Annotated in this window: 14 protein-coding genes, 1 tRNA gene and 1 pseudogene; 8 read left to right on the top strand and 8 right to left on the bottom strand. The window is 32.8% G+C overall.

All coding sequences use genetic code 11. The features are described 5' to 3' along the window. Positions 1 to 508, bottom strand: a pseudogene (locus HRU50_RS14585) (hypothetical protein); the annotation flags it as partial. A gap of 100 nt (positions 509 to 608) precedes the next feature. On the opposite strand from HRU50_RS14585, the gene proS reads away from it, so the two are divergent. The 3 genes from proS (at position 609) to rpsT (ending at position 2,546) form a co-directional block, all read left to right on the top strand. Further along, positions 609 to 2,087 (top strand): proline--tRNA ligase, encoded by a 1,479-nt coding sequence (proS, locus tag HRU50_RS14580; RefSeq protein ID WP_296351839.1) that lies wholly within the window; start codon positions 609 to 611, stop codon positions 2,085 to 2,087. Positions 2,088 to 2,196: 109 nt separating this feature from the next. Beyond that, positions 2,197 to 2,268, top strand: a tRNA-Glu gene (locus tag HRU50_RS14575). A gap of 26 nt (positions 2,269 to 2,294) precedes the next feature. Further along, complete coding sequence (gene rpsT, locus HRU50_RS14570) at positions 2,295 to 2,546, top strand: 30S ribosomal protein S20 (RefSeq protein ID WP_296351838.1); 252 nt, start codon at positions 2,295 to 2,297, stop codon at positions 2,544 to 2,546. A gap of 142 nt (positions 2,547 to 2,688) precedes the next feature. Here rpsT and rho read toward each other — a convergent pair whose 3' ends face one another. Then, positions 2,689 to 4,323: a transcription termination factor Rho gene (gene rho / locus HRU50_RS14565; protein WP_296351837.1), complete on the bottom strand. Its 1,635-nt coding sequence runs from the start codon at positions 4,321 to 4,323 to the stop codon at positions 2,689 to 2,691. Positions 4,324 to 4,540: 217 nt separating this feature from the next. Between rho and HRU50_RS14560 the strand changes: the two genes are divergently transcribed. Beyond that, positions 4,541 to 4,951: a DUF4293 domain-containing protein gene (locus HRU50_RS14560; protein WP_296351836.1), complete on the top strand. Its 411-nt coding sequence runs from the start codon at positions 4,541 to 4,543 to the stop codon at positions 4,949 to 4,951. Between the two features lie 62 nt (positions 4,952 to 5,013). Here the strand turns inward: HRU50_RS14560 and HRU50_RS14555 are convergent, their stop codons facing one another. Continuing rightward, positions 5,014 to 5,508 (bottom strand): metallophosphoesterase family protein, encoded by a 495-nt coding sequence (locus HRU50_RS14555; RefSeq protein WP_296351835.1) that lies wholly within the window; start codon positions 5,506 to 5,508, stop codon positions 5,014 to 5,016. A 95-nt stretch (positions 5,509 to 5,603) separates the two neighbouring features. On the opposite strand from HRU50_RS14555, the gene truA reads away from it, so the two are divergent. Next, positions 5,604 to 6,350 (top strand): tRNA pseudouridine(38-40) synthase TruA, encoded by a 747-nt coding sequence (gene truA, locus HRU50_RS14550; protein WP_296351834.1) that lies wholly within the window; start codon positions 5,604 to 5,606, stop codon positions 6,348 to 6,350. Between the two features lie 34 nt (positions 6,351 to 6,384). Further along, positions 6,385 to 8,157, top strand: coding sequence for an ABC transporter ATP-binding protein (locus tag HRU50_RS14545; RefSeq protein WP_296351833.1), 1,773 nt, complete (start codon positions 6,385 to 6,387; stop codon positions 8,155 to 8,157). A 1-nt stretch (position 8,158) separates the two neighbouring features. Here the strand turns inward: HRU50_RS14545 and HRU50_RS14540 are convergent, their stop codons facing one another. The 5 genes from HRU50_RS14540 to folP are packed head-to-tail and all read right to left on the bottom strand — an operon-like array spanning position 8,159 to position 12,065. Beyond that, on the bottom strand, positions 8,159 to 8,962 hold the full coding sequence (locus tag HRU50_RS14540; RefSeq protein WP_296351832.1) for a DUF3667 domain-containing protein: 804 nt from the start codon (positions 8,960 to 8,962) through the stop codon (positions 8,159 to 8,161). A 5-nt stretch (positions 8,963 to 8,967) separates the two neighbouring features. Next, positions 8,968 to 9,753, bottom strand: a complete 786-nt coding sequence (locus HRU50_RS14535) for a DUF3667 domain-containing protein (RefSeq protein ID WP_296351831.1) — start codon at positions 9,751 to 9,753, stop codon at positions 8,968 to 8,970. Beyond that, a complete protein-coding gene (gene cdaA / locus HRU50_RS14530) occupies positions 9,754 to 10,536 on the bottom strand; it encodes a diadenylate cyclase CdaA (protein WP_296351830.1) in 783 nt (260 codons plus the stop codon). Between the two features lie 42 nt (positions 10,537 to 10,578). Beyond that, positions 10,579 to 11,232: a hypothetical protein gene (locus tag HRU50_RS14525; protein WP_296351829.1), complete on the bottom strand. Its 654-nt coding sequence runs from the start codon at positions 11,230 to 11,232 to the stop codon at positions 10,579 to 10,581. An 8-nt stretch (positions 11,233 to 11,240) separates the two neighbouring features. After that, positions 11,241 to 12,065 (bottom strand): dihydropteroate synthase, encoded by an 825-nt coding sequence (gene folP, locus HRU50_RS14520; RefSeq protein WP_296351828.1) that lies wholly within the window; start codon positions 12,063 to 12,065, stop codon positions 11,241 to 11,243. Between the two features lie 241 nt (positions 12,066 to 12,306). Between folP and HRU50_RS14515 the strand changes: the two genes are divergently transcribed. Next, positions 12,307 to 12,849, top strand: coding sequence for a DUF1599 domain-containing protein (locus tag HRU50_RS14515; protein WP_296351827.1), 543 nt, complete (start codon positions 12,307 to 12,309; stop codon positions 12,847 to 12,849). Positions 12,850 to 12,877: 28 nt separating this feature from the next. Further along, positions 12,878 to 14,452: a BT_3928 family protein gene (locus HRU50_RS14510; protein ID WP_366927382.1), complete on the top strand. Its 1,575-nt coding sequence runs from the start codon at positions 12,878 to 12,880 to the stop codon at positions 14,450 to 14,452. Positions 14,453 to 14,460 lie beyond the last annotated feature (8 nt).

Here is a 14,460-nt window from a genome sequence, read left to right as displayed (position 1 = left end):
TCCATCCCCATCGATTCCTTCCCCAGCCTGCATTCCAACCCCATCCTGGTGCCCAGCCCCAGCCGCCATTCCATAACCAAGGATCATTCCAACCCCAACCAGCGTTCCACATCCAAGGATTGTTCCAGCCCCAACCATTGTCTATAATGTTTATGGTAACAGTTTCATTATTTTGCCCCCAACCGCCAAATGATTTAGCGTATTCCGTAGTGTCTTGAACTCTTTCGAGATAATCACTCTCGTAAGAATCTACATCTGTAAATATTTCGCTTTCACCTTCGGAACCAACACCTTGGTTAAAGTAAGCTTCATAAAAACCAGAGTTTGTAGATGTTGTAACTTCTGGTTGTTGTTCAACAACAGCATTTTCTTCATTTCGTTCTGTAGAATAAATACCATCATTATCATATCCTACATATTGATAAGAGCCGCACGATGTAAGTACCATTGCGATACTTAGTGCAATAAACGATGGCAATTTTTTTAAGGTAATGGTTTTAAATTGCATAACTCCGTGATTTAATTGTTGAACATAGCAAAAATAGTTAGTTTTGCGGAACTATTTTTTTATTTAACATAGACACAATATTTGTGCCAAAACACTGAAAATGAGTAAAAATCTTACTAGTAGAGCCCAAGATTATTCAAAATGGTATAATGAATTGGTTGTAAAGGCTGATTTAGCAGAGAATTCTGCAGTTAGAGGTTGTATGGTGATTAAGCCATATGGTTATGCAATTTGGGAGAAAATGCAAGCTGAATTAGACAGAATGTTTAAAGAAACAGGTCATCAAAATGCATATTTCCCATTATTTGTTCCTAAGAGTTTATTTGAGGCTGAGGAGAAGAATGCAGAAGGTTTTGCAAAGGAATGTGCTGTGGTTACTCATTATAGATTGCAGACAGATCCAGATAATGAAGGTAAACTAAGAGTAGATCCTCAAGCAAAATTAGAAGAAGAACTTGTAGTAAGACCAACTAGTGAAGCTATTATTTGGAATACCTATAAAGGTTGGATACAGTCTTACAGAGATTTACCAATTTTAGTGAATCAATGGGCAAATGTGGTGCGATGGGAAATGAGAACAAGATTGTTTTTAAGAACAGCAGAGTTTTTATGGCAAGAAGGTCATACTGCTCATGCTACTAAAGAAGAAGCAATTGCAGAAACGGTACAGATGAATAATGTCTATGCTAATTTTGTGGAGAATTTTATGGCTATACCTGTCATTCAAGGTGTGAAGACTGAAAGTGAACGTTTTGCCGGAGCTGAAGAAACATATTGTATTGAGGCTTTAATGCAAGACGGAAAAGCTTTGCAAGCAGGAACATCTCATTTTTTAGGTCAGAATTTTGCTGAAGCTTTTGACGTAAAGTTTACAAACAAAGAAGGTAAGCAAGATTATGTTTGGGCTACTTCTTGGGGAGTGTCAACACGTTTAATGGGGGCACTCATTATGACTCATAGTGATGATAAAGGATTAGTATTGCCGCCAAATTTAGCACCATATCAAGTTGTAATAGTACCTATATATAAGAATGAGGATCAGTTTGATTCCATTTCTAAGGTTGCCGAGGAAATTATTGGTGATTTAAAAGAAAGAAATATCAGTGTTAAGTTTGATAAACGTGATACTTTGCGTCCAGGAGCTAAATTTGCCCAGCACGAATTACAAGGTGTGCCTTTAAGAATTGCTATTGGGCCAAAAGATCTTGAGGATAATACCGTAGAAGTTGCTAGAAGAGATACATTTACTAAGGAAACTGTTATATTAGATCGTATAAATGTTGTTATTGAGGATTTACTTGAAGAAATTCAAGAAAGTCTTTATAACAAGGCGTTAGAATTTAGAAATACACATATTACTAAGGTGGACGATTTTGAAGAATTTAAAAAGGTTCTTGAAAACAAAACAGGTTTTATTTCTGCGCATTGGGATGGTACTGCTGAAACTGAGCAAAGGATAAAAGAATTAACTAAAGCTACGATTAGATGTATTCCATTAGAAGGTGAAAAAGAAGCTGGAAAGTGCGTATTTACAGGGAATCCATCAACACAGCGTGTGCTTTTTGCAAAGGCTTATTAATTTTTTTTTAAAAAAAATTCATTAGTAGTTGCAACTTTTAAAAATAGTTGTATTTTTGCATCCGCAATGGAAACGTTGCAGGTTCATTTAAATAGATAAATAACCAAATGGCCCGTTCGTCTATCGGCTAGGACGCCAGGTTTTCATCCTGGTAAGAGGGGTTCGATTCCCCTACGGGCTACAATTTTTTAATAAGAAAAAAATAAAATGGCAAATCATAAGTCAGCTTTAAAGAGAATTAGAAGTAACGAAAAGAGAAGAGTGCTTAACAGATATCAGCACAAAACTACACGTAATGCCATCAAAAAATTACGTGAGTTAACAGATGCTGCTGAAGCTCAAAAAATGTTACCTTCAGTTATCAGTATGATTGATAAATTAGCTAAGAAGAATGTAATTCATTCTAACAAAGCTGGTAACTTAAAGTCTCAGTTAACTAAACACGTTGCTGCATTATAATTGTAGTAATTATGAAGATATTTAAAAGCCTTCCAAATTGGAAGGCTTTTTTAATGCTCAATATTAATTGATTTAGAAGACTATAAAAAAACCTTGAATTTAATAATTCAAGGTTTTATAGTTTTTATATTTAATGGATTAACTATCCATTCATAGAAATAAGGAATTCTTCATTATTTCTAGTTTGCTTAAATCTGTCGTTAACAAACTCCATGGCTTCAATAGGATTCATATCGGCAAGATACTTTCTCATAATCCACATGCGTTGTATTGTACTATCATCTAATAATAAATCATCACGACGCGTACTAGAAGATACAAGATCGATAGCAGGGAATATTCTACGGTTAGATATTCTTCTATCTAACTGAAGTTCCATATTACCAGTTCCTTTAAATTCTTCGAAGATAACTTCATCCATTTTAGAACCAGTTTCTGTAAGTGCAGTTGCTATGATTGTTAAAGAACCACCATTTTCAATATTACGCGCCGCACCAAAGAAACGTTTTGGTTTATGTAAGGCGTTAGCATCAACACCACCTGATAATATTTTACCAGATGCCGGTTGTACAGTATTATATGCTCTTGCTAAACGTGTAATGGAGTCTAATAATATTACTACATCATGTCCACATTCTACCAAGCGCTTTGCCTTTTCTAAAACTATATTAGCAATCTTTACGTGTTCGTGAGCTTCTTTATCAAACGTAGAAGCAATGACTTCTCCACGAACGTTACGTTGCATGTCTGTAACTTCTTCAGGACGTTCATCAATTAATAAAATCATTTGATAAACTTCCGGATGATTTGCAGCAATTGCATTTGCAACATCCTTTAGTAACATTGTTTTACCAGTTTTAGGTTGTGATACAATCATACCACGTTGTCCTTTTCCGATAGGAGCAAACAAATCCATAATTCTAGTAGAAATGGTAGTTTGCTTTTCGGCAATATTAAATTTCTCTTTTGGGAATAATGGTGTTAAGTGCTCAAAAGCAACACGATCTCTAACTACTTGTGGGTTTTGACCGTTAATCTTACTCACTTTAATAAGTGGAAAATACTTTTCTCCTTCTTTAGGTGGTCTAACATGTCCAAGAACAGTATCACCTGTTTTCAAACCAAATAATCTAATTTGAGATTGCGATACATAAATATCATCAGGAGATGTTAGGTAATTGTAGTCCGAAGATCTTAGAAATCCATAACCATCTTGCATGATGTCTAATACACCTTCACTCTCAATAATCGCATCGAACTCAAAATCTGGCTCACGATAACGGTTTCTGTTATCCTTGTTGCCGTTATTTTGGTTATTCTTCTGCTGATTATTTTTTTGCTGGTTATTATTACGGTTATGGTTATTTCTTTGATTTTGTCTATTGTCGTTATGTTGCCTTTTTTGGTCTTCATTACGTTCATTAGACTTCTGTTCTCTTTTTTGATTTTGCCTATTGTTAGCAGGTTTACTCTCCTGAGATTCTGGTTTATCCTTTTTGTCGTTAAACTCAATGGATTTTTGGTTGTTGTTATCTTGAGGTTTTCTTTGAACCCTAGCACGCTTTTGTTGTGGCTTTTTTTCAGCAACTTCTGCTTTTGGTTTAGCTTCAGACGCTGTGCTTGCTTTTACTGCATCTGGATTTGCAGCTTGATGATCTAAAATTTGATAAACTAAGTCTAGCTTTTTTAAGCTTCTGTACTTTGGTACACTTAATTGTTTCGCTATTTCCTGTAATTCAGGTAGCTTCTTAGCTTTTAACTGTGAAATTTCAAACATTCGTATATGTATAATGTATTTTAATTTTGATAGTACTTAATTCAAGAATTTCAAAATGAAATAAAAAGAAAAAAAGTGAAAAAAATCTGGTAAGATTTAGATAGGTGCAAGTCAGAAGCTTAGCACTATCTATTGCAATAATACGATTTTATTTTAATATAAAATCTATCTTTTTAAAAAATAAACTACTAATTTTGCAATGCTTTTTAAAGAAAATATGATTCAAAGAATACAATCACTTTATCTATTGGTCGCAGCAATTATCTCTGCAGGTCTGATATTTGTATTTCATTTATGGACCAACAACGAAGGTCAAGAAGTATATGCATTAGATAATTATACCTATTTGGGCTTGTTTGTTGTATCTGCTTTATTATCTTTATTCGCGATTTTTAGTTTTAAAAATAGAAAGTTTCAATTTGTTTTGGGACGACTTAATATAATATTAAACTTTATTTTACTAGGAATCTTTGTATATCAATCTCTAAACTTATCTGGAGAAGCTGACGTTTCTGAGAAAGGTATTGGGATCGTTCTTCCTATTTTTTCTATTGTGTGTTTAGTCTTGGCTAACAAGGCTATTAAAAAGGATGAAGATCTCGTAAAATCTGTAGATAGATTGCGATAGAACCTAAAATCTTAGTAGTATTAGTGCTAAAACCCAGACGCTGCCGTCTGGGTTTTTAATTTTTAACGCTTTTCAAATTCAATAACTTCAAGGTCTTTTATTTGATTGCCATCAATTTTAAACCGCAGCATTGTTCTGACTTTATGAAAACCGTGCTTACCAACAGCACCTGGATTCATATGTAATAGGTTTAGTTTTTTGTCTGGCATTACTTTTAAAATGTGAGAATGTCCGCAAATAAAAATATCAGGTGGATTTGCAATTAATTCGTCTCTAACTCTATTATTATATTTTGGTGGGTAACCGCCAATATGAGTTATCCAAACATTAACATCTTCACATTTAAATTTATTGTGAAGAGGAAATTCTCTGCGTACTTTGTCATCATCAATGTTTCCATATACAACTTTAAGTGGCTTTAAAGCTTTTATTTGGTCAGTGACCTTAAGGTCTCCAATATCGCCAGCATGCCACACTTCATCTACCTTTTTCACATGTTTTATTATGGCATCATCGATATAGCTGTGTGTGTCTGATAATAACAGGATTCTTTTCAAAAGAGTGCTTTTAAGTTAAATGTTTTTTAATGAAATTCTACGCGATGTAGGAATAGTTATCTTTGTGGCTTCCAAAACAAAAATAGGCTAAACTTTTGAGATATTTTTTCGAGTTATCATATAATGGCAAGGCATATCATGGATGGCAATATCAACCTAATGCGATATCTGTACAAGAAGTTTTAGAACAAGCTTTAAGCACAATTTTGAAAACTAATATTTCTATTGTTGGTGCAGGAAGAACCGATGCAGGAGTTCACGCTTCGCAGATGTTTGCCCATTTTGAATTTGATGGTAAATTTGTAGCAAAGGATTTGGTATATAAACTTAATTCCTTTTTACCAAAAGATATTGCTGTAAAAGAGATATTTGAAGTTAAGCCTGAAGCTCACGCAAGATTTGATGCTAAAAGCAGGACATATCATTATAAAGTGTCTGCTTCTAAAAATGTGTTTGATTATGATTTTGCTTATCAGACGCAGTTGCCTTTAGATATTGAAGCTATGAATGAAGCTTGCAAGATACTATTTGAGTATAGGGATTTTCAATGTTTTTCTAAAAGTAAAACAGATGTAAAGACTTATAATTGCGATATCAAGGAAGCCTACTGGATAAAGGAAGGAGAACAATTGACATTTATAATTACGGCAGACCGATTTTTGCGTAATATGGTAAGAGCTATAGTTGGCACAATGGTTAATATCGGTTTAGGAAAACTAGAAGGTAAGGATTTGCACACTATCATAAAATCTAAAAATAGAGGTGAAGCTGGTTTTTCGGTTCCTGCACATGGGTTATATTTGGTAAATATTGTGTATCCAGAAGATATCAGATTGAATTAATAGAAACAATTCCTGAAGAATCAGGAAAATATATATGTCAAAAGAAGAGAAAAAGAAAATATTTGATGTGACGCTTTTTAAGCGTTTACTGCAATACATAAAACCCTACAGAACGGTATTTGTAATTTCATTATTCTGTGTTGTTGGTTTGGCAATTTTTGGTGCTCTAAGACCATATGTGCTTAAAGATGCAATTGATGTAAAAATTGCCAATAAGCAATACGATGGGTTTGTGTTTTATATGCTCATCATGTTAGCTTTATTAGTTTTAGAAGTAGTGGCGCAATTACTATTTATCTATTATGCAAGTTGGTTAGGACAATCAGTTGTAAAAGATATTAGAGTGAAGTTATTTAAGCACATGCTTAAATTTAAAATGACCTATTTTGATAACTCTTCAGTAGGTGTATTAATCACACGAGCTGTTACCGATATGGAACGTATTGCCGATATTTTTGGGCAAGGTTTGTTTATGATATTTAGTGACCTTCTGAAAATGGTTGTAGTTGCTGGTATTATGGCGATAATAAATGTGAAGTTGAGTCTGATTGTCTTTGCAACAATGCCAATAATCATTATCGCAACTAAGATTTTTCAAAAGTATATGAAACGCGCTTTTGAAGATGTACGTACCGAAGTTTCTAACCTTAATTCTTTTGTGCAAGAACGTGTAACTGGTATGAAGATTTTGCAGCTTTTTACTAGAGAAGATACAGAATATAAAAAGTTTAAAGCTATTAATGAGCGTCACAAAAAAGGTTGGTTAAAAACAGTTTGGTACAATTCTATATTCTTTCCAGTAGCTGAATTTGTATCATCGTTTACCATGGCAACGGTAGTTTTAGTTGGCGGATTTAGTACAGTTGCAACAATTCAAGGAACAACAGTAGGTGAGTTAATCTCATTTACCATGTTTATTCCCATGTTGTTTAGACCTTTATATCAAATTGCCAATAAGTTCAATACCTTACAAATGGGTATGGTTGCCGCAGACCGCGTATTTAAAGTGTTAGATACAAATTCTAATATAGATGATACAGGAACTATTGAGGCGAATCATTTTAAAGGCGACATCGCTTTTGAAAATGTGACGTTCTCATATATTAAAGATGAAAAAGTATTAAAAGGCATTTCTTTTGACGTTAACGCTGGTGAGACTGTTGCTATTGTTGGTGCAACTGGCGCAGGGAAATCAACAATTATTAACTTGCTCAATCGTTTTTATGATATTGATTCTGGTGTTATAAAAATTGATGGTACTGATGTTAAGGAAATGACATTAAGTTCGCTTAGAAATCAGATTGCTGTTGTGCTACAAGATGTATTTTTATTTGCAGATACCATTCTTAATAACATTACGCTTAACAACGAATACATTACTGAAGAAGATGTTATTACTGCAGCTAAGGCTATTGGTATCCACGATTTTATATCTACGCTTCCTGGTGGTTATCATTACAATGTAAAAGAACGTGGTGTGATGTTGTCTTCAGGTCAGCGTCAATTAATTTCTTTCTTAAGAGCTTATGTCACTAATCCAAGTATATTAATCTTGGACGAGGCGACATCTTCTGTCGATTCATATTCAGAGCAATTAATTCAAGATGCTACTGATACTATTACCAAAGGCAGAACGTCTATTGTTATTGCGCACAGACTGGCAACGATTCAACAGGCAGATAAAATTATTGTGATGGATGCAGGTAAGATTGTTGAAATGGGTACGCACAAGTCGCTTCTTAAAAAGAAAGATGGTTACTACAAAAATCTTTATGAAGTTCAGTTTTTAAATGCTGAGATAGCATAGTCTACTTTTTGGGCGCGAAGTCACTAATTTTAATTGATCCTGTAGCTAATTGTATAATCAAAACTACTATAGTGATTATCACATAAGTAATACCAAACAATACTAGGAACAAAAAAGTTCGTAATATTATTTGTCCGATGCTCAATTTGAATAATCTTTTTAAAAGATAACAATGGTAGAGCATCATGATTGGATAGGTACAAAGTATAAAAGGGATATAACTTTCAGGTACTATCATAAGTATCAATTGACCAAATATGACACTTAGAATTGAGTAAAAAGACAAACTGTACATATAAAGTACAATATGTTCAGTGAAATTATACTTCTTATCCAGAAATACAACCCAAGAAATTAATGCAAATGCAGGAATCATTAGAGAAAACATTAATGATGTATATTCCATTGTACTGCTCATAGATTGCTCTGCAAGCATTTCTTGTGAATAGGGGTTATTAAAAATTTCTAAGTCTGCCATCCAAGTCATCATGTCAAAGTGTTCTAAATAGAATTTTTTGATAATAAATACGGATAAACCGGACAGTGATAATGACAGTCCAAAAAAACTAATAGGGTTGACAAAACGTTTTCTAACACCACCAACATAGTCATCTATAACAACTTCTGGTCTTATAAATAGTGAAATTAATGTCCTTAATAACTTATTGTCATAATTAAAAAACGTCTCAGAAATATGCTCAAACAAGTTTTTAAATGTCAAGCGATTTCTAATAACTCGTGCACCACAATTAGGACAATAGTCATCGTGGTCATGTAATTCTGTATGGCAATTTTTACAATTCATTAGTATTAGAAAACATTTAAATATTTAAGAAAAAGAAAGACAATACTACCTGAAATACCAATGGCAAAAAAGAATAGCATTACCATCACAAAAAATGCAATAGCCTCTACCAAACTTAAATGAAAAACTTTTTTAAGCGTGTAAAAGTGATAAACTAGCGTAAGTACCGATACAATGCCAGAAATGAGTAGATAATCTAACCCTAAAAATAAAAACAGAATGCTTAGTACTGCCGTAATTATGATGACTTGTGTATAATAATAAATATTGACAACTAGATGTTCAGTGAAATTGTATTTAAATTTTGGCTTAATCAAAAGATTAGCTATCCAAGACGACACTGCATAAAACGGAATAGTGATGATGTAAATAATACTTTGATATCTATTGAAATCAGTAAAACTATTAGCATTTATTTTAAATGGATTGTTTTCGGCAGTAGAACTATCAATTGATTGCAATACTTTAAATGAAGATTCCATCTCAGACTTAAAAATAGAGTCCATCAGAAAAACTTGGATTCCCGCTAAAGTTAGTGCAATAGCAAAGTATTGCAGCACATCAATAAATTTTTTTCGAGTACCGTTTATGTAGCTATTTATAACAATATCAGGTGCTTTAAATAAACCTATAAAAGTTCTTAGAAATTTGTTATCAATGGATAAGAATTGCTCATTTACTTGCTGCACAAGAATGGCTGGCATCAATCTGTTTTGAATTTGTTTTGCACCACATTCATGACAATATTTGTGGTGCGCTTCAAGTTCAGTATTACAGTTTTTACAAATCATCTAGGCCAAATCTTGCTTTATTTTTTGGATAAGGTCATCAGTATCTTTAAACATTACAAAGTCACCATTTTTTATGAAAGAAATCTGACCAGTTTCCTCACTAACAGCTATGGCTAGTGCATCTGTTTTCTCTGTAATACCAACTGCTGCACGATGTCTTAATCCAAAACGTTCAGGGATGTTTTTCTCATTGTTAACTGGTAAAATAACACGAGTCGCTTTCACAACATTATTGTCTATAATGATAGCGCCATCGTGTAATGGGCTATTCTTAAAGAAAATACTCTCTATAATCGGTTGAGAAACCAATATGTTCATTTCGTCTCCCGTATTTGTTAAAAAGTCTAGGTTGTTATTTCGTTCAATAACAATAAGTGCTCCTGTGTTACTCGAGGCCATTTTGGTACACGCCTTTATGATTGCATCAACGTCCGTAGACGTTTGATCGTCATTTTTTAAGAACTTAAAGTTTTTAAAAATTCCCTTCTTACCACCAATATTTGTAGAGCCCACAAGCAATAAGAATTTTCGAATTTCTGGTTGAAAAACCACAATTAGGGCAATAATTCCGACCTTCATAAATCCATCAAAAATACTATATAGCATTTGCATTTTCAGGTAGTCTGTAAGTCGCCAAGCGAAATAGATAATGAGAATACCAATAAAAATGTTAATGGCAACGGTACCTTTTACAAGTTTATAGATGTAGTAAAGTAGAATAGCGACAAGGAAGACATCTACAAAATCTATAAATCTAAAATCCCAAAGTTGTAATTCGTCCAAAGAGTTGATAGTTAGTGGTTACTGCTAATTTAAGAATTTAAGTTAGAAAAAGAATTCTTCTGTTGAAACACTTTCATCCAATTTAGATAAAATATCTTTTAAGTAGATGTAGTCTTGAAAAGTTAAATTTTTAGAGATGTTAATTGTCAAGTTTGTTACAGGATTATAATTTTTTCTAATTAAGGTTAGGGCATGTTCCATGTTTTCTTTAGATAATTTAATATTTAAATCAAATGCCGTAGAAAAAGTAATGTATGATAAACTTTCAATATTCATGACTATTGAATTTTCGAAATCCAATTTGTCTAAATTTGTAAAATTAAATTGTGTATTAGTAAACTCAATAAATCCTAGATTCTCGATGCTTTTGTCATTGCATGTAAAATAGTTTTTAGCACTTTCATTTTTGTGCATTGAAGCTTTTCTGCGTTTGTCTTGTAAGTATTGAATATGAGGAATCGCTTGTTTCAGTGTTAAGCGCTTATCGACATTTACCAACCAGTTGGTAGTACCTATCAAATTTTTTCGGTTAAATAATGTTGAGTCTGGTTGCGTTTCGTCATAAAAAATATATGCGGTAGAAACATCTAAAACTTCCCTTATTTCTGTGTCTTCGACCTCAGGAAGAAGTAAAACACGTTGATTATTGCAGCTAAATAATGTTGCACCTAATACAAACAGTAAAATATATTTCATGTACTGGTTTATTTGATTAATTGGTTGAATAATGTCACACATTCCGTGGCTTCTTTTACATCATGTACACGCAATATTTTAGCGCCTTTTTGTAAGGCAACCATATGAAGCGCCGTAGTTCCATTCAAAGCGTTTGCTGCATTGGTATTAAGCGTTTTATATATCATTGACTTTCTAGAAAGTCCAGCTAGCAGTGGTTTACCTACAATTTGTAGGAGTTCCATTTTTCTTAGTAGCTCGTAGTTTTGTTCTAAGTTTTTTGCAAAACCAAAACCCGGATCAATAATGATGTCCAGTATTTTATTTTCGTGTGCTTTTGCAATGCGTTCAGCAAAGTAGAAGTTAATGTCTTTTATTAGATCCTCATAGAACGTTTGCTCTTGCATGGTCCTTGGATTACCTCTCATATGCATCATTATGTAAGGCACACTTAGTTTACCTACAGTAGGTATCATCTCTTCATCTAAATGCCCTCCAGAAATATCATTAATTAGTGCTGCACCAGCTTCAATACAATGTTTGGCAACATTGCTTCTAAAGGTATCTATTGATAAAATAACTTCAGGAAAATTTTTTACAATAAGCTCTACGATTGGGATAATTCTTTTAAGCTCTTCCGCTTCACTGACATCGTCAGCACCAGGTCTAGAACTGTAAGCACCAACGTCGATAAAAGTAGCGCCTTCAGTCAGCATTTTATCCACTTGTCGCATAATAGAAGATGAATCCTTGTATAATCCACCATCATAAAATGAGTCTGGAGTAATGTTTAAAATACCCATGACCTTTGGTGTAGAGAGATCAATAAGGTGTTCTTTGCAATTAATTGTCATATTTGTTTCCTATGAAAATGGGAATCTTTTGTTAGTTAATTTAAAAATAAAAATCCAAATTTTAAACCGTTTATAGCTTTGGGAAAACTTTAAACTACAAACCTTGAACTTTAAACAATTTTATACGAAATTTACGCAAATTTAAGTCTATAATTAGGATTAAGTTTATCAAATTTAACTTTGTATCATCATTGAGATATTACTTAGAATATTTAAGGTGATTACATTCAATATTTAATTAATGCAAGAAACTTCAAAACAGTATGACGCTGTTGTAAAGACATGTCGAGATCTTTTTAACAAAAAAATGAAAGACTATGGCAGTGCTTGGCGAATACTTAGATTACCATCATTGACTGACCAAATTTTTATAAAGGCCCAACGCATTAGAGGTCTTCAAGAGAATGAAGTGCAAAAAGTGGATGAAGGACAAGAGAGTGAATTTATAGGTATCATTAATTATTGCATTATGGCACTAATTCAGATAGAAAAAGGTGTTGTAGAACAACCAGATATGGATACAGAGGAAGCTACAGAATTTTATGATAAACATTTAGCTATTACCAAACAATTAATGCTTGATAAAAACCATGATTATGGCGAAGCTTGGCGAGATATGCGAGTGAGCTCGTTGACAGATTTAATTTTGCAAAAGTTACTTCGTGTAAAACAGATAGAAGACAATGCAGGCAAAACTTTAGTAAGCGAAGGTATTGATGCTAATTATCAAGATATGATTAATTATGCCGTTTTTGCGATGATTCATTTGAATGAATCCAAATAAAATATAACTATAATTAAGAATTAATATTATGAAATACATAACTCAGATAAGCCGAATTTTTGTTGGGGTATTATTTATTATTTCTGGTTTTATCAAGTTAAATGACCCGCTAGGATTTTCTTATAAACTTGAAGAATACTTCAGTGCAGAGGTGTTAAATATGGAGTTTTTAATCCCTTACGCTTTAATTATTTCTGTTCTTGTAGTGGTTTTTGAAGTTGTACTTGGTGTCTTTTTATTAATAGGTTATAAACCTAAATTCACCGTATATAGTCTGCTGGCAATGATTGTGTTTTTTACATTCTTAACTTTTTATTCTGCTTATTTTGAAAAGGTACAGGATTGTGGTTGCTTCGGTGATGCCCTAAAATTAACACCATGGCAGAGTTTCGGAAAGGACATTATTTTATTAGTTTTTATACTCATTTTAGTTGTAGGATTAAAACACATTAAGCCAATATTCTCAGCTTTACCAACAACAGTTTTAGCATTGATGAGTTTTATAGCTTCATTATGGTTTGGATATCATGTCCTAATGCATTTACCTGCAATAGATTTTAGAGCCTATGCTGTAGGGAAAAATATTCAAGAAGGTATGAGTACGCCGGAGAACGCAGCTAAACCTGTGATTGAATATACTTATGTCTTTAATGTAAATGGTGAAGAACAAGAATTTGTAACCAATGGAAGTTATCCGAGTGTTGATGGTGAGTTTGTTGATGTGACATCAAAAATTATTGATGAAGGTTATGTGCCACCAATTCAAGATTTTTCAATAGAGTCGGATGAAGGTGACTTAACTGATGAGTTTTTAAATACTGAAAACTTGTTAGTTATAGCCATGTATAACATTAATAAGTCCGAAGCTGAAGGTGTTGCTAAACTGAAGAATTTTACTGATGAAGCGATTAAAAAAGGGTACAAGGTCATAGGGTTAACATCGTCATATATTGATGCCCAAGACAACGTGAAGCAAGATTACAATCTAAATTTTGATTTTTATTTGTGTGATGAAAAGGTTATAAAAACCATTGTACGTTCTAATCCAGGTGCGGTATTACTGAATAAAGGTACAGTGATGAATAAAGCTCATTGGAATGATTTAGATGATTTTGTTTTGGATGAACTAGAAATTGCAAAGAAAGAATCTAATGTTGTTGTTGAAGATAAGTTGTCTTTTGAAAACGAATCTCAATTCGAGACAAATTATGAAAGGAATTTATATAGAGCGTCTGAATATTATAAAAACGATTTAATTATACCTGATTCTATTTTATTAAGCCTAGTTCCAGATACACAAAAAGATTTTAGTTTATACTATGGGACTACCGGTCCAGATCATGAACTAGGAAAAACTGATTTCTTTTACGAAACAACAGATTTAATATTTGACAAGGTTATTGTAGAGAATAATGATGAGTTTTATGTTCCTAGTTTAAAGCTTTCTAGTTTTTCTGATGGTGAATACGCTGAGGGTTTTACAGACAAGCTTAAACTTATTATCCAGTCTAATACTGAAAGATTTTGTGATTCAATTAGAGGCAAAGAACTCGCGAATGACATTCTAATAAAATATTATTCGGACGAAATTAAATGCAATTAAATAAATTA

This window comes from Winogradskyella sp. (assembly GCF_013213835.1).
Lineage (GTDB): Bacteria > Bacteroidota > Bacteroidia > Flavobacteriales > Flavobacteriaceae > Winogradskyella.
This window is presented reverse-complemented; position numbering and strand designations above follow the sequence as displayed.